This window comes from Collimonas sp. GW821-FHT07E08 (assembly GCF_059418905.1).
This window is the reverse complement of record NZ_JBWKQR010000009.1, coordinates 191796-206731: the sequence shown is the minus strand read 5'-3', so window position 1 is coordinate 206731 and position 14936 is coordinate 191796. Positions and strand designations below refer to the sequence as shown.

The 14936-nt window shown below is 58.7% G+C and carries 15 protein-coding genes; 7 read left to right on the top strand and 8 right to left on the bottom strand.

Going from position 1 to position 14936, the window contains the following annotated elements; genetic code table 11:
* Positions 1-66: 66 nt before the first annotated feature.
* Together AC07RZ_RS13855 and AC07RZ_RS13850 are read right to left on the bottom strand one after the other, a co-directional pair.
* Positions 67-549 (bottom strand): Rv1443c family protein, encoded by a 483-nt coding sequence (locus AC07RZ_RS13855; RefSeq protein WP_494668332.1) that lies wholly within the window; start codon positions 547-549, stop codon positions 67-69.
* Positions 550-887: 338 nt separating this feature from the next.
* Complete coding sequence (locus AC07RZ_RS13850; RefSeq protein ID WP_494668331.1) at positions 888-1391, bottom strand: hypothetical protein; 504 nt, start codon at positions 1389-1391, stop codon at positions 888-890.
* Positions 1392-1614: 223 nt separating this feature from the next.
* Between AC07RZ_RS13850 and AC07RZ_RS13845 the strand changes: the two genes are divergently transcribed.
* The 5 genes from AC07RZ_RS13845 to AC07RZ_RS13825 all read left to right on the top strand — a co-directional run bounded on the left by AC07RZ_RS13845 (position 1615) and on the right by AC07RZ_RS13825 (position 6975).
* Positions 1615-2289 carry a TetR/AcrR family transcriptional regulator gene (locus AC07RZ_RS13845; RefSeq protein WP_494668330.1) on the top strand — a complete coding sequence of 225 codons (675 nt, stop codon included), beginning with the start codon at positions 1615-1617 and terminating at the stop codon, positions 2287-2289.
* Between the two features lie 272 nt (positions 2290-2561).
* Positions 2562-2963, top strand: a complete 402-nt coding sequence (locus tag AC07RZ_RS13840) for a VOC family protein (RefSeq protein WP_494668329.1) — start codon at positions 2562-2564, stop codon at positions 2961-2963.
* A gap of 180 nt (positions 2964-3143) precedes the next feature.
* Entirely contained in the window at positions 3144-3851 is a 708-nt protein-coding gene (locus AC07RZ_RS13835) for a response regulator (RefSeq protein WP_494668328.1), read from the top strand.
* Positions 3852-3901: 50 nt separating this feature from the next.
* The gene (locus AC07RZ_RS13830; RefSeq protein WP_494668327.1) at positions 3902-4597 is read left to right on the top strand and encodes a response regulator; all 696 of its coding nucleotides are present in this window, start codon (positions 3902-3904) and stop codon (positions 4595-4597) included.
* Positions 4594-6975, top strand: coding sequence for an ATP-binding protein (locus AC07RZ_RS13825; RefSeq protein ID WP_494668326.1), 2382 nt, complete (start codon positions 4594-4596; stop codon positions 6973-6975). Before AC07RZ_RS13830 ends, AC07RZ_RS13825 begins: the two co-directional genes overlap by 4 nt.
* 72 nt (positions 6976-7047) lie before the next feature.
* Here AC07RZ_RS13825 and AC07RZ_RS13820 read toward each other — a convergent pair whose 3' ends face one another.
* The 6 genes from AC07RZ_RS13820 to AC07RZ_RS13795 form a co-directional block, all read right to left on the bottom strand.
* Entirely contained in the window at positions 7048-7419 is a 372-nt protein-coding gene (locus AC07RZ_RS13820; RefSeq protein WP_144739254.1) for a hypothetical protein, read from the bottom strand.
* Between the two features lie 137 nt (positions 7420-7556).
* Entirely contained in the window at positions 7557-8402 is an 846-nt protein-coding gene (locus AC07RZ_RS13815; RefSeq protein WP_494668325.1) for a winged helix-turn-helix domain-containing protein, read from the bottom strand.
* Positions 8403-8740: 338 nt separating this feature from the next.
* On the bottom strand, positions 8741-9619 hold the full coding sequence (locus tag AC07RZ_RS13810; protein ID WP_494668324.1) for a hypothetical protein: 879 nt from the start codon (positions 9617-9619) through the stop codon (positions 8741-8743).
* 127 nt (positions 9620-9746) lie between these two features.
* Positions 9747-10199 (bottom strand): transposase, encoded by a 453-nt coding sequence (locus tag AC07RZ_RS13805; RefSeq protein ID WP_494668323.1) that lies wholly within the window; start codon positions 10197-10199, stop codon positions 9747-9749.
* Between the two features lie 501 nt (positions 10200-10700).
* Positions 10701-11828 (bottom strand): SDR family oxidoreductase, encoded by a 1128-nt coding sequence (locus AC07RZ_RS13800; protein ID WP_494668322.1) that lies wholly within the window; start codon positions 11826-11828, stop codon positions 10701-10703.
* Between the two features lies 1 nt (position 11829).
* On the bottom strand, positions 11830-12666 hold the full coding sequence (locus AC07RZ_RS13795; protein ID WP_494668321.1) for a MipA/OmpV family protein: 837 nt from the start codon (positions 12664-12666) through the stop codon (positions 11830-11832).
* Between the two features lie 183 nt (positions 12667-12849).
* Between AC07RZ_RS13795 and AC07RZ_RS13790 the strand changes: the two genes are divergently transcribed.
* Positions 12850-13533: a response regulator gene (locus AC07RZ_RS13790; RefSeq protein WP_494668320.1), complete on the top strand. Its 684-nt coding sequence runs from the start codon at positions 12850-12852 to the stop codon at positions 13531-13533.
* Positions 13530-14924 carry a sensor histidine kinase gene (locus AC07RZ_RS13785; protein WP_494668319.1) on the top strand — a complete coding sequence of 465 codons (1395 nt, stop codon included), beginning with the start codon at positions 13530-13532 and terminating at the stop codon, positions 14922-14924. The genes AC07RZ_RS13790 and AC07RZ_RS13785 overlap by 4 nt, the downstream gene beginning before the upstream one ends.
* Positions 14925-14936 lie beyond the last annotated feature (12 nt).

Here is a 14936-nt window from a genome sequence, read left to right as displayed (position 1 = left end):
CTACAGGATGCGCTTTACCGCGTTAACGCTTGTAAGAGCATGCCTCGTCGTCGTGCGCCCGCCCGATTAAACTTTGGGCTGGCCATACGAAAATCTGTTGGCGACAAGGCGTTGCCAACCTCGCTGTCGGTGGCGATAGAAGAACCAGGCGAACAACCAGACAAGCGGCGTGAGAAGACCGGCTTTGACTTCGACGCGATCGGTGTAGCTGCAACCTTGCGCTGAGTCCTGGATGGTAATCAGATGATCCCACTTGGACATGAGGGTTCCACGGCCGTTGTCTCTGAGTTCCACGTAGAAGCGGCCGATCTCGTTTGAACGGTCTCGCCCCGAGATATTGACCCACTGCCGCCCGATTGGCAGAAAGCCAAAGAGCCGGACGGAAACCAGGTATTCCTTCTGTTCCCATCGTTCAGGCAGAGACTTCGGTTCAAGGGGTGTAAACCGAACCAGCGGGCTGGCGATGTATTGCATGAGGCGTGGAGTCTGAACCTCCGCAAAGCACTGTTGCGGCGAACACGAAAGAAGAACTGTGCGTTGAAGATGCATGGAAACCTAACGTTGAAATAACAGGAGCATCATCGCGTCCCTTTTGATTAACAAATTAAACCGGAAAATGATCATAACTGCTACGACGCTCAAACACGGTAAGGCGTAGGGCGTAATAGCGCAGCGTATTACGCCGCATGGTTTCCTTCAGATAACGTGGCATTCTCTTATTGTTCTTGGTCAAAATTATTGGGCATCGTTTCCCGCATTGACACGTTCCACATACGGCGTAATACGTTGCGCTATTACGCCCTACAGGGTGTGCTTTACTGCGTTGAAATGTGGAGCGTCAATCTTGTGTTTGCAAAGTGGCGCCTTGAATTCCTTGGCACGGCTGATCAGTCGCTCTCCCAAATTCTTTCAAATTTCCTGTCCCGCTCATTCCAGTAAAAAACCGAGCTCGCGCTTTCAGACTTGAAATAGGAAATGGCCGGCAACCGGAAATCGAACGGTCTTTTTCCATCAGGACCACATTGTTTTTCAGATTCGGCGCACATCATTTTGTAAGTTCCAGGCGAATACAATTGCACTCCCATGACTGCAATAGATGCAGGGTCCTTGATTTCGTCGAGTACGAACCACTGCGCATTGCCCGGCGCGGCATGGACAAATGCCAGCAATCCCATGACTTTCCGCTTTTCATGGATTGCCAGGAAAGCGCCTTCCGCGAGGCCCTTCCCGTCAAAGTCGGCTGTAATCTGCGCACAGCGGCCGGGGCAGTCGTTTCTCCAGCCATCTTGGAGTTCTTCCGCTGTCGGCTTGCGCCAGCCGTCAGGGAGAGCGGATCCGCCCGCAAATGCCGGCAAAGCCAGAAAAAGAAGAATCAGGAATGAAGTACGCATTTGGTTTCGATGGCAAATTCGCCGAACGCAGGAAATGCAAAATTAACATGAATGTTGGCGTGAGTGCTGATTCGTGGGAATATTTTCGATTGTCCGTTCTGACCGATGCCGGCTAATGTTGCGCCATGGCCGCAAGGTCAGCACTGGAATGCCGATCCGGCCGGTATCTCCCGGAGACGGGAATAGACGCGAGACAAACGACTTATTCCATAGCCGGTAAGATATGAGCCGTTACTCATTTTCACCAGGTGGCATAGTGACGATAAAAAAACGCCAATCACTCAAGCCGCGCAAGATTCCGCAACAGTCGCGCGCAGAACAAACCGTGGCTGCGATTCTGGAGGCGGTGGCCCGCATCCTGGAGACCAAGGGGCTTGAAGGGCTCAATACCAATCTCGTCGCGCAGCGCGCCGGCTTCAGCATCGGCTCCCTGTATCAATATTTTCCCGGCAAGGACGCGCTGATTGTCGCCCTGAGCCAGCGTGAGCGCGCCGTGTTCTTCGCAGAGGCTGAAGGCGCGCTCAGCGAAGCAAGCGGCGAGGGCGCGTTGAGGCGCCTGGTTACCGCCTCCGTCCACCAGCAGCTGCGCCGGCCGACGCTTGCGCGGCTGCTCGACTTCGAGGAAAGCCGCCCTGCCATTGCCAGGGAACTGGCGCCATTCATTACCGCCATGAGCGGATTGATCCGGCAGATCCTGGCCTATGAGGATATTCCGCCGCAGCCGAACGGCGAGATAGCGGCCGACGACATCCTCGTCATCGTGCGCGCCTTGGTGGATGCCGCGGGATACCGCGGCGAAGTCGACCGCGCCGACCTGGAGCGCCGTGTCTGCCGTGCCATATTCGGATACCTGGGGATGCCCGGTCGCCAACCCGCAAAACCGCGCGCCAAGAGATAGGCGGCTTAGCCATCCAGCCGCCGTCAAGACCGGCTCCGGGACGGCGGGACGCCCGCGGAAATGCGAGTAATCGTCAACCCGTTGCCGCGCTTCATGCGGAAACCCTCCGCCGAGCGCTGCAGGCAAGGGCCCGGTCCAATGTGAGTTTCAAAATCGAGTATTTGCTCGCAGAATGGACACCGTGGAGAGCCACCCGATCAGCGCAGCCGCACAGGACCTGATTGGCAACGCCTCCTTCCATGGCCCATTTCAACATTTCCACGAGACCGATCATGAACATTCATAAAGAAGCAAAACTGAATCACCTGAGTTTTCCTACCACCAACGTGGCCGAGACGGCTGCATTTTTCGAGAAATACCTCGGCTGCGAGATCGTCGCCGCCGGGGACAGCTGCCTGCTCAAACGGAATGGTTTTGACATCGTCCTGGACCACGCTACGGAAGAAGTGCCTGTCTGGCCCAAAAACTTCCACTTTGGCCTGGAGCTCGACAGCCTCGATGACGTCCATTCCCTCTACGAGGAATTCCTGGCAGGCGGCGTTCACATAGAGACGGAGGTTTTCAACAACTCGCGCGGATCACGCTTCTTTTGCCGTTCGCCTGGCGGCGTCCTGATCGAGGTCAATACGCGTGCCGACATGCAGCAGCAGGAGCAATGGCAAAAGTTGTTCTGATAGTGTCTGATTGTCAATATTTTACATCGTTTTTCGCTAGGCGATTGTGTAGTTTTAATCCAGGGAGATATTGTTTAATATAGCCATCCCCGCGACAGGCTGAGGAATGCTAATGTATTAGCATTCTCCATGGGTTGTGCCAGCAGTCATGGCTATTAACGAAGCTAAGTAGAAAGCGTCATGCTCAGATCTGCCGAGAATCCGATTCGCGTCGCCTTGCTGGATGACCACCCGATCGTCCGCCACGGTCTTGGCAAGAAATTTTCCAGGCAGCCGGACTTTCATGTGGTGGGCATCTACGCCACTGGCCGCGAGATGATCGCCGGTTTGCGCACGGCGCCGGCGGAAGTGCTGGTGGTCGATTTTTCGCTGGGGCCGACCGAAATCGACGGCATCAACCTGCTCCAGCTGCTGAAGATCAAATATCCATCGAGTAAGATACTGGTCGCTTCTTCGCACGACGACCCGGCCACGGTGGAACTGGTGATGCGGGCCGGGGCCAAGGGATTTGTCGCCAAGGCGGAGCCGCTTCCCGCGCTGGTGGCGGCTATCCGTATCGTGGCGGAAGGCGGCATGTATACCCGAGAGGCCAGGGCAGTTTCGGCCGTGCAGCCCGAGCCGCCTGCATTTGCGGACAGCGCCGCCGGCCCGGCGTCCGAAGCGCCCCAGAAAGGCCAGCCGCTGTCGCCGCGCGAACGCGAAGTCATACGCTGCTGCCTGGATGGCATGTCGGTCATCGAGATCGCCGAGAAATTCTCCAGGAGCCGCAAGACCATCAGCAGCCAGAAGCAGTCTGCAATGAAAAAACTGGGTTTGCACGCTGACAGCGAGTTATTCGCGTTGCGCGACCAGGGCAAGGATCTGAGATGGTTCCTTGATCCGCGTTGACGGGTAGCCTGGCGATGCCGCCGCATTGAATGTATTGAGAGATCTTGAAGATGAACCGGACAGGACCGACGCCGTTGCGCATTGCATTGCTGGACGATCATACGGTCGTGCGTCATGCCTTGCTCGAGCTATTGGGCGAAGCGCCGGATTTCCATGTCGTCGGCGCGTTTGCCAGCAGCCGCGAGCTGATGGCGGCGCTGCGGACCGCGCCGGCGGATCTGCTGCTGGTCGATTTTGTGCTGGCGCCGGGCGATCTCGATGGCCTGAACCTGATACGCGTGCTGTCCACGCGCTTCCCGGACAGCAAAATCCTGGTGGTGTCGGCGCATTACAGTCCGGCTACCATAGCGCTGGCCCTGCGTGCCGGCGCGCGCGGTTTCGTCGGCAAGAACCAGCCGCTGTCCGACATTGTCGGCGCCATCCGCACCGTCGCGCGCGGGCATACCTACCTGAATCCGGCCCTGAAAGTCGAATTTGCCTATCTGCTGTCGGATGCCGCCGTGCAGGACGACACCGCGGCGGTTGCCGTTTCCGCTGTCGAGCAAGACGCGTTTATCGGATTGTCCCCGCGCGAGCGGGAAGTATTGCAATGCTGCCTGAACGGATTGTCGGTTACCCAGATTGCTGAAAAATACGGCCGCAGCATCAAGACCATCAGCACCCAGAAACATGCGGCGTTTCGCAAATTGGGAATCCGCAACGATAACGAGCTGTTCAAAATGCACCGCCAGGTAGGATTGTCATGAATCGACGGATTCCGCAGTGTCTGTTATCGCTCGCATTGCTGCTCATGGCGGCGGCCCATGTCACATTCGCGGCGCCGAACCTGGACCTGTTCACTCCTGCGGAGCGCGCCTGGATTACGGCGCATCCGGTGGTGCGCATCGCCGTCGACCCCGACTGGCGCCCGCTCGAATACGTGGAGGATGGCGTGCACAAGGGGCTGACAGCGGAATATGTAGCCGCGATCTCGGACCTGACCGGCCTCCGGTTTTCACTGGTGCCCGGCCAAAGCTGGGCCGACGCCCGGCAAGCCTTGATTGAAGGGCGGGTCGATCTGCTGCCCGCGATTTCAAGGCAGTTTGCGCCCCCCAGCCTGAAAGACATCGTGCTGTTCAGCGAACCTTATTTCGTCGGATCTACCATCATCCTGGCGACGGAAGCCGAGCCGATCATCTTCGATGCACGCAAATTGAATGGCAAGGTGGTGGCGATCAAGGGCGGCGGCGCTTACGAACGCCTGTTGCGTGAGCGTTTCCCTGAGATCCGCCTGCTGCCGCTGGAGAGCCCGGAGGCAGCCATGCAGGCAGTGGCGGATGGCCGTGCGGCTGCTGCGGTCGGGGTGGACACGGCAATGCTGCCGCTGCTGCACCGCAAGTATCTCGATACCCTGCATATTTCCGGCGCCATCGGCGAAATGCCGGCGACGGTATCGATGGGAGTGCGCAAGGAACTGCCTGAACTGGCGTCGATTGTCGAAAAGTCGCTGGAGTCGCTGACTGCCAGGCAGACCGACAACATGGTGGAGAAATGGCTGAAGGGAACCGATTACGGCGCTCCTTCCTGGAGAACGCTGCTGAAATACTATGGTACCGAATTGATTTTTCTGGCAGTGGCGATCATCTTGATTTTGCTGTTTGCGCAGCGGGCCAGGAACGCACGCCGCGCAGCGGTCCAAAGCGAACAGACAAAGACAAGATTCCTGGCCGTGATGAGCCACGAGATACGCACGCCGATGAACGCCATCCTGTCGTCGGTGGAATTGCTGCGGCGTTCGCCGCTGGACCGGCGCCAGCACGAACTGGCTGACATGGCGGGGTCGGCCTCGGAAACGCTGCTGAGCCTGCTGGACGATGTGCTGGACCTGTCGAAACTGGAGGCCCATCGGCTGCTGCTGGAGGAAGTGCCGACCGATATCTCTGCGCTGGCCCGGCAAGCCGTCGGCATGATGCGGATCAAGGCGGAGGAAAAGAAGCTGGCGCTGCAGCTGGAGCTGTCGGCGCCTGGCGAGCGGGATGTCGTCATCGATCCGGGGCGTGTCTTGCAGGTGCTGATCAATCTGCTGTCGAACGCCATCAAGTTTACCGACCGCGGCAGCGTCACTCTTTCTATCCGGCTGCAAGATGACGCGCCGGCGCCGCAGTCGCAGGCGACGCTGCAGGTCACCGTCGCCGATACCGGCATCGGCCTGTCCGCCGAGCAGCAGGCGCGGCTGTTCCAGCCGTTCGTCCAGGCCGACAGCTCGACCACGCGGCGTTATGGCGGGACCGGGCTGGGCCTGGCGATTTGCCGCGAACTGATCGAAGCGATGAAGGGAACGCTGGATTTCCGCAGCGAAGCCGGAGTCGGCACCACCGTGACGTTCTCGATCCCGGCCGCGACGCAGCCGCGCCAGCCTGTGCAGCCTGCATCCGCAGCTATCGAAGAACGGGCTGTTGCGAGCGCTGCGGCGCCCGCCGGCCCGACGATTCTTGTGGTCGACGACCATCCCAACAACCGCCAGGTAATCCAGCGCCAGCTGGAAGAGCTGAACTGCAATGCGGCACTCGCCGCAGACGGACCCTCGGCGCTGGCGCTACTGGAAACCAGGCAATTCCCGCTGGTATTGCTGGACTGCTACCTGCCCGGAATGGACGGCTACCAGGTAGCGCGCACGATCCGCGAACGGGAACAGGGCAGCGGGCGCCACCAGCCGATCATCGCCATCTCGGCCGCGGTCGACACCGGCCATGTGCAGCGTTGCATGGAAAGCGGGATGGATGGCGTCCTGAAAAAGCCTTTGCGCCTGAATGAATTGCAATCGATCGTCGAGGCCTGGTGCGATGTCGAGCTGGCATCGCGCGAACATCCGCCAAGTTCACCTGCATCCGATCCCGTTCAACTGTTTCGCGACACCGCGCGGCTGGACCTGGCTGACATCGAGCGTGCGCTGGAAAGCGCCGATTTCGACATGCTGGCGCGCTACATCCACAGGATGAAAGGCGCTGCGCTGATTGCCGGCGTGCCAGCGATTGCAGAGGCGAGCGGGCGGATGGAAGAGATATTGCGCAGCGCTTCCGCCGGCGATCGCGCCATGCTGGACAGCGCCTGTTCGGAACTGCGCATGCAGGTTGCGCAGCTTTAGCGGCCGCGCTGTGGTTCATGTCGCCGGCCCTGCGAGGTCAAGTCCCAGTCGTGCCAGTACACTTCCGCAAAATCATTTGACGGCGTTTTTTGCAGCCGGCGGCAAGCAATAAATGCGCGGCAATCCGGCGAAACCGGAAGCTATCGCATCGCTGCCTATTCTCATGATCTGGAAATATTCCACATATCCTGGATTGAAACCCATGTAAGCGTACTTGCCGGCCAGTTCGTCCGGGGTATTGTCATCCATGAAGGAGGTTGCCTTGCTGGTGGTGATCCGGAGGAAAGAACCGAGAGTGCTGTGCTCGAATTCGGTGGCGCGGTGCAAAGTGGTTTTGATGTCGGGTTTCCCTGCCTGCTCTTGCAGCAGTGTTCCTGTGAAACGCATGACGCCGGCGCCATCGGCATGATAATGACTCGATACCCGCGCAAATGCGCGAATCATGTTCCCTGGGAAAATCCTGTTGATTTCATAGGACGATTGACAGGACCAGTCGATACGGTTGAGGGTTCTTTGCAAGGAAAAGACAATCCACGGCGCAACCGCGATGAAAATTGCGGCAGGGAATAGCCATTGCTTTTTCATAGATCGGCCTCGTCGAGGATCACATAGGATACGCAATCGGCATCGCTGTTCTCAATGGCGTTGCGGCACAGGAAATAGCTGAATACGTTATTGGCGTGGGCGCCGTTGATGTACACATTCCAGTCAGGTGTCGAGGGCAGCAAGCGAGGTGGATTTTTTTCCAGCATGCTGATCTTCTGGGCGATAAATTCGGTTTTGTCGGCAAAACCTTCTTCTATGAAATGCCTGATTTCCTCCCCGGTCTTGACTGGAACATAGCTGGCGTGGGGAGCTCTTTGAAACAGGGGGCGCTGCAAATTCGGTGCGAACATGAATGCCGCTATCGCGCTTGATATGGCCAGCGCAGCGAACGCCGCATAGGTTGCGCCAGGCTGCCGGCGCGCAGCCGTCGGCATGGCCATATCGGGCGCCATGGACGGTGGAGGGCTGTCCAGGACATTCGGCGCAATATCGGCCGGCAATGTGGGATTGGCAGGTGTGGCAACGGCGGGAGGCTGGTCGTCCTTTGCGCTGCGCATGAAGAAGGTGTCGGAGGTTTTGTAGCCGATGCGCGGAATCGTGACGACACTGTCGGCCTTGATGCCGAACGCGGCGAAACATTTCCGGATGTGTGCAATAGCCTGGTTGACGTTGTTGGTGGAGACGACGTTCCCGTATTGTCCCCAGCCGCCCTCCAGCAAATCCTTTTTAGTGACGACATGTCCTTTTGCTTCCAGCAGGATAAGCAGGCAGCGGCTCGCTGCAGCGCCGAGTTGAATGACGTGCTCCGGCTCGTTGGCCGACGTAAGTTCGAAATATTCGTCGTCGAAATAGGCAAGACCGCAAATCAGATATTTTGCCATGCGTTCTTTCAAACGTTATGTGTTGAATGTACCTGGCTGTACTGCGATCCGAACACCCGCTTCGCCACGGACGTGGATCGGATCGCCGCTGGACCACTTATCGTTCGAGCGCATTATAGGCGGAGTTCCAGGCGAAAATAAACAGAAGAGATTCGGAGCCCCTGGACTGCATACGGCATCCCGCGAGCCGTTGGTCAATCGTCCTGGCACTAATCTGCTACAAAAAACCATCGATGGCGGCCGACGCCTTTGTTCCAATCATGGAGGAGCTGGCGCGTGACTCAAGGGAGATGGATCAAGCTGCGTTCAAATTCAAGGAAAGCAGCCATCAAACCGGGTCAATCAGCTGGCGCCTGACTTTCATCGCCGCATATCGCGCTCCATGGCTCCTTGTCACGCATGAGTATCCACATGCCCGCTGCCAAAAGTCCTAAGAAAAGTCCCAATAATGCTGCGGCGCCGATTTTCGGGAAAGCGGGATGCGTTGGCACGTGGATGGCGGTCACCGCTTTTGTGTTGAACGTTCTGTGCGGATTGAGTTTTTCATCCAGGGCGTTGATTTTTTCGCGGTAAATTTGCAGTTCTACCGTATTGGAGCGCAGCATGGAGGCGAGGATGATATCTTCGGAAATGTTTTTTTCGCTTGCTTCCGAAGCATCCATTCTTTGCCGCAGTTCAAGAAGGATCGCCCGCTCGCCTTCCTTTTTTTCCAGCGCATTCTTTGCGGCGGCAATATCGTCTTTCAATTTCGTTAGCGATGGCCTCAATAATTCTTCGTGTTCCGTTTGCAGTACCTCGAATGCCCTGCTCAGATTTTCTTTGGCTTCGCTTGGCGTGTGGCCATTGACTGTCATTTTTACCAGGTCTCCATCTTTTGTCATGTCGGCAGATAATGTTTTTTTTACGATATTTCTACGCTCGTTGGGGAATTCGGAAATCCGGAGCCTTTGCGATTGCACTACCTTGACCGGGAAATTCGGAAAATTGATGCGCTGGACGACATCGTTGGGCTTTGCCAGCAAATTGGCCGCGGACTCGACCTGCCCGATCTTGAACAGCAAGGTTGCCGGCCATTGCTTCGGCAGCATCAGTGCAACGCCGGCAGCAATCAATGAACCAATCAGGCCGGAAACGACCAGGGCGTTGAAATGCTGTTTTAAAGAAAAAAATATTGTGGGTGATAAGGTTTCTGCATTTTTTGTGAAGATCACTTGCATTTCCCTATTTGCAAAAAAGAATTTGTCTATTTATCAGACTATTAAAAACTAAAAAATCGGGCATATGGATCGAGATAAAAATTCAGCGACTGCCAGGAAGGGGGACATAATGAAAAAACACCTGCCGTCACTCGGCAACCAATCCCACCCAATGTGATGTGGACCGCAAGGTTTCTGGCGGAATATTATGTTCAACTCGCTTATAAAGGTTCGCTTTGGTCCTGGCGCAAATAACCCGCTTTTCCCTTTTTAAAGTGACGCGCCGTTTTTCATGGTCGGCATATTCCGCAATTCTGTTGAGCATTGCCATCAGGATGTCGTCGCCGTCGACGCTATCTGCCAATTGCCGCCAGAAATCGGATTCATTCCAGCGCCTGAAACGCATATAAATATTTGAGCGGGTTCCATACTCTGGCGGCATATCCACCCAGGCATTGTATTTATTGGAAATAAACCACAAAATGGCATCGATGAACTTGCGATTGTTTCGAGCACGAGCCACTCCCATTCCCATGCCCCGCAAAAATGGCTCTAACTGCAGCCACTGGTCATCCTCGAGTTTCATGATTGGATTTTGCATAAGATTTATCGACCTCGCTCTAAGTTGAAAATTAATATTGATCAGGTTCCTATTGCATTTGGACGTGGAATTGCGGTGCAGCCAAGATATTCGAGCAGCGTTTGGCTGCGAAAATTCTAACTAAAACAATTGCAGGGAAAGTCTTGTTGGAATTGAAGTCATTAATTTTCATGACAATTCATGGAGTTTCATAGAAGCCCCTGTTGCGATCTAAAACACGCGTCTCGGGAAATGTGGCCTGGACAGAGGCCTGGCTATGGAATCCATGCACAGGCCGCGCATGGCGATTTTCGGATATTGGTTGAAAGAGGCGTTGAAATCATTTCATTGAATCATGCCATTTCACAGCTTTGACGGTTGCCGCAAGTTTTCAGGAAACCGAGGGCTATTAAAAACCAAGCCGGGCGATTGCAACCTGATGCGTGAAACGACGATTCGGCATTTATGCTCAGCGCTTTCTCGGTCAGATTGAAATCCGATAATCTCGCCGACGCCTGCGGATTATTTAAAATCCCACTTCATCTGGTTGGCGATAGAGATATTCCGTGTGCTGGTCGCGCACAAGCCGATATATTCCGTCAATGGCGGCGCGCTGGCCACGCCTTCGGCCAGCAGGTTGCGGTTGCTGAAAACATAGTTGAGCCTGGCGAATTCCCCATACAGTTTCAAAGCCCTGGCCAGCAGCCGCGGATTGCAGTCGGGAATGCGGACCTTGATGCGCGGGATCAGCTGGTCTATCTGGCCGACCTCGATCCGCTCATAGCCGCGGCCGTACACTCCCTTGCGTCCGCCGGCCGCCAGCGCCAGGTCGAGCTGGCGGAAGGAGCGGCTGGACTGGACTCCGGCCGAGAGGTGGAATACCGGCTGCGCCAGCGTTTCCTTGAGCGCGAGGTGCAAGATGGCGCGGGCGCACCAGTCCACCGGCACGACGTCGATCTTGTCATCCAGCGAGGTGGTCAGCACGCCGAGTTTCTGCCACACCATGAACACCCAGAAAATGCTTTGCGACGGCGTGCAGCCGAGCCGGGTATGGCCGACCACGATGGAAGGGCGCAGCACCACCAGCGGCAGGTCGGGAAAATGTTCGCGCAGCCGCCGTTCGCCGATGGCCTTGGAGCGGGTGTACGGCACCAGGTGGTCTTCCTGCGCCAGCGGCAGGCTGAGCATTTCGGGAATGCTGTTGTCAGCCGCGGAATGGCTGCCGCAAGCCATGGCGGTGCCTATATAGAGGAAACGCCGCAGCCGCGGCCGGCCTTCCATCAGCGCCGCCAGCGCCAGCGTGCCGTCGACATTGGTTTTTTCCAGCGCCGGATGGTCGGTGAAAGTCGCCAGCGCCGCGCAGTGGATCACGGCCGACACCTGCTCCAGGCGCGGATCGGCGGCGACGCCGGCCAGCTCCGGCAACTCGGCGCACAACACCTGCTGCGAACTCAGCTGCGCCAGGTCGGCGTCGCTGGCGCCGATCTGCTTGAGCTGGATCCACAGGCGTTCCAGGGCTTGCCTCGGATTCGGCGCCCGCACCATCAGCAGGAGGCGATGCGCCAGCCCGGCCTGGATCGCTTCCACCGCGGTGGCGCTGCCCAGGAAACCGGTGGCGCCGGTGATCAGGATCAGGTCGTCGCTGGCCATGTTAATAACTGTAGGTGACGTATACGGCGGCATTCGGCGCCAGCCTGCGCCTGGCGATCGGGCTCTTGGCGGCGTCGCCCTGCAGCCGCGTCGCGCCGGCCAAGGCATGCAGCGTCCAGTTCTTGTCGAACTGGTGGTCCCAGCCCAGGCTGGCGCTCACTTCGTACAGCCCGCTCTTGGGCTTGAAAGCGGCGTAGCCGGAATTGGCGGATTGCAGCGCGCTGACGCCGTAGTAGGTCTGCATGTATTTGCTGTCGCCGACGCTGGCGGTTGCGGCCAGCGTCAGCTTGTCCTTGTCTGCCGCGTAAAACGGACTGGATACGCCGAAATGGAAGGCATTGCCGTTATCTTTCTGCGACAGCGCCAGGTCGGCCGTGACGCTCAGGTTCAGCCATTCCAGCGGCGTATAGCCGGCGCTCAGGATGGCGATGGCCGAACCTTTGATTTCACCCATGCCGCGCAGGCGCGTGCTGCCGCTGCTTAAACCGAAGCTGCTTTCATCTTTTTCCTGGCGGCTGCCGCGGTAGCCCAGCGCTGCGCTATAGTTGAAAGCGCCGGCCGTGCTGCCGTAGCCGATGCCGCGCATGGTGCTGGCGAAGAAGCCGCCGGGGGTGGCGTAGTCCAGCGCCAGGACCGGCCCGGCCATGTTCTGGTCGGAACCGGAGTAGCGGGGGCCAAAAGCCGCGCCGGCGCCTATGGCCAGGGTGTTTTCGTCGTTCTTGGAACGGCTTTTGGCGGTGTCGGCCAGGGCATTGGCGGCAGTCGAACTGCCGGCGCCCAGCAGCATCAGCTGCATGCCGAGGGATGCGAGGTTTTTTCTGTTAAGACGTTTTTTCATTATCGGCTTTCTAATCGGATTGTGCCGTGGGGGAATGCCACGCCGGAGCGGTCAAGCAAGCAGTATCCGCGAGCGATATGAAGGAAACATGAGCCATTCGTTAACGTTTGCTGAAGACGCCAGGACCCGTAACAAGCGGGCCCTTCAGCTTTTCTTCACGTTGGAGTGTTTAAATACGGGCCTATGAAAATACTGCTGATCGAAGACGACCTGGACCTGGGCAACGGCGTGCGCATTGCCTTGTCCGACCATGGCATGGATGTGGTGTGGGTGCGCCAGCTGGAGGATGCGCTGCGCCACCTGGAATCCGACGCCTGCGACCTGGTGCTGCTCGACCTCGGTTTACCCGACGGCGACGGCCTGAGCCTGCTGGCCCGCCTGCGCCGTGAAAAGAAGGGCCTGCCGGTGATCATCCTGAGCGCCCGCGATGCGGTCAGCGACCGCCTGCTCGGCCTCGACAGCGGCGCCGACGATTACCTGGTCAAGCCTTTTGTGCTGGCTGAACTGCTGTCGCGCGTGCGCGCCCTGGCCCGGCGCAGCTACGGCTTCGATGGCGAAACCCTGGAACTGCGCGGCCTGTCGCTGCATGCGCCGACTCGCCGCGTCACCGTGCAGGAGCGGCCGGTGGAGCTCACCGCCAGCGAATACGCCTTGCTCAGCACCTTGCTGATACGCGCCGACCGGGTGGTGACGCGCCGCATCCTGGAAGACCTGGCGCTGCCCGGCGGCCAGGGCAACGCCAGCAACACCCTGGATGTGCACATGGCGAACCTGCGGCGCAAGATCGGCGACGGCTATATCCGCACCGTGCGCGGCGTCGGTTTCGTGATAGACCTGCAGGCGCCGGCCCGCAGCGCCCGCAAATGATGCGCCGCTGGTGGAGCGGGCTGGTGCGGCCAACCCTGGTGCGGCGCCTGCTGCTGGCGCAGATGCTGCTGCTGACGCTGCTGTGGAGCCTGTTTATCGGCTACGCCATGTTCGAGACCAGCCGGGCGCCCGGCCCGATCAGCCTCGACCGCACGTATGAGGCGATATTCGGCGTGGTCGAAAACCTGGCCGACAATCCCGAGCGCCAGCACAATGTGCTGCGCCTGATAGACCAGGCGGTGCGCGAAGGTTACGGCATCGGCGGCAACACGCCAAAGCTGTCGCCCAGCATCCAGGTGCGGCAAGCCGGGAAACTGATTTACCAGTCCGAGGACACCCCCGGCGGCATCCGCAACCGGCGCCTCGGCCAGCCGGAAACCCTGTACGTCGACGGCGTGCGCTGGCGCGCCCGCACCGTGCAATCGCCGCATTCGGATACCAGCGTCACCATGATCGTGCCGGCGGACGGCATGGAAATGCTGATCGACATGAATTCACGCGGCTATTATTCCTTGCCGCTGCTGATCAGCCTGCCGTTCCTGCTGCTGCCGGCCTGGCTGTCGATCCGCATGGCCCTGCGTCCCTGGAGCCGGGTGGCGCGCGAAGTGGCCGCGCGCGGCCCGCAGAACCTGGCGCCTCTGGAATACAAGCCCAAGCACCTGGAACTGAGTTCCATGGTGGACCGGATCAATGCCTTGCTGCAGCGCATGAGCGACAGCGTAGAGCGGGAACGCAATTTCATCGCCGACGCCGCGCATGAACTGCGCACGCCGCTGGCCGCCATGCGGGTCAATGTGGAAGCCTTGCAAAGCCAGGCCGGCAACCAGCGCCAGCAGGAACTGCTGGCGGGGATCTTGAGCAGCAACAGCCGCGCCACCAGGCTGGTCGGCCAGCTGCTGATGCTGATGCGCAGCGATCCTGCCGCCAGCATCGTGCTGGAGCGGCTCGACCTCGGCGTGCTGCTGCAGGACCGGCTGGCCGTCTTGTCGAACCTGGCCCAGCTGCGGCAGATCGAGCTGGAGCTGACGTCCGAAGGCCAGTGCTACATCCTCGGCCATCGCGACAGCCTGGTGTCGCTGATCGACAACCTGGTCGACAATGCGATCAAATACAGCCCGCCGGGCGCTACCGTCTTCGTCAGCCTGCACAGCAACCTGACCCAGGTCGTGCTGAGCGTGGCGGACCAGGGGCCGGGCATTGCGCCGGCGCTGCGCGAACGCGTGTTCGACCGGTTTTTCCGCAACCCGGACCAGACCCAGAGCGGCAGCGGGCTGGGCCTGACTATCGTCAAGTCGGTGGCGCACCAGCACGGCGCGTTTGTCCGGCTCAATGCCGCCGATGACGACCAGGGCTTGCTGGTCGAAGTCAGGTTTCCGTGGGCATCGGCATGACCGTGGCGCCAG

Bases quoted from the DNA above. Each gene is read 5' to 3' on its own strand.
- AC07RZ_RS13855 (WP_494668332.1), bottom strand. From the start codon at position 549: ATGCATCTTCAACGCACAGTTCTTCTTTCGTGTTCGCCGCAACAGTGC.
- AC07RZ_RS13850 (WP_494668331.1), bottom strand. From the start codon at position 1,391: ATGCGTACTTCATTCCTGATTCTTCTTTTTCTGGCTTTGCCGGCATTT.
- AC07RZ_RS13845 (WP_494668330.1), top strand. From the start codon at position 1,615: ATGAGCCGTTACTCATTTTCACCAGGTGGCATAGTGACGATAAAAAAA.
- AC07RZ_RS13840 (WP_494668329.1), top strand. From the start codon at position 2,562: ATGAACATTCATAAAGAAGCAAAACTGAATCACCTGAGTTTTCCTACC.
- AC07RZ_RS13835 (WP_494668328.1), top strand. From the start codon at position 3,144: ATGCTCAGATCTGCCGAGAATCCGATTCGCGTCGCCTTGCTGGATGAC.
- AC07RZ_RS13830 (WP_494668327.1), top strand. From the start codon at position 3,902: ATGAACCGGACAGGACCGACGCCGTTGCGCATTGCATTGCTGGACGAT.
- AC07RZ_RS13825 (WP_494668326.1), top strand. From the start codon at position 4,594: ATGAATCGACGGATTCCGCAGTGTCTGTTATCGCTCGCATTGCTGCTC.
- AC07RZ_RS13820 (WP_144739254.1), bottom strand. From the start codon at position 7,419: ATGATTCGCGCATTTGCGCGGGTATCGAGTCATTATCATGCCGATGGC.
- AC07RZ_RS13815 (WP_494668325.1), bottom strand. From the start codon at position 8,402: ATGGCAAAATATCTGATTTGCGGTCTTGCCTATTTCGACGACGAATAT.
- AC07RZ_RS13810 (WP_494668324.1), bottom strand. From the start codon at position 9,619: ATGCAAGTGATCTTCACAAAAAATGCAGAAACCTTATCACCCACAATA.
- AC07RZ_RS13805 (WP_494668323.1), bottom strand. From the start codon at position 10,199: ATGCAAAATCCAATCATGAAACTCGAGGATGACCAGTGGCTGCAGTTA.
- AC07RZ_RS13800 (WP_494668322.1), bottom strand. From the start codon at position 11,828: ATGGCCAGCGACGACCTGATCCTGATCACCGGCGCCACCGGTTTCCTG.
- AC07RZ_RS13795 (WP_494668321.1), bottom strand. From the start codon at position 12,666: ATGAAAAAACGTCTTAACAGAAAAAACCTCGCATCCCTCGGCATGCAG.
- AC07RZ_RS13790 (WP_494668320.1), top strand. From the start codon at position 12,850: ATGAAAATACTGCTGATCGAAGACGACCTGGACCTGGGCAACGGCGTG.
- AC07RZ_RS13785 (WP_494668319.1), top strand. From the start codon at position 13,530: ATGATGCGCCGCTGGTGGAGCGGGCTGGTGCGGCCAACCCTGGTGCGG.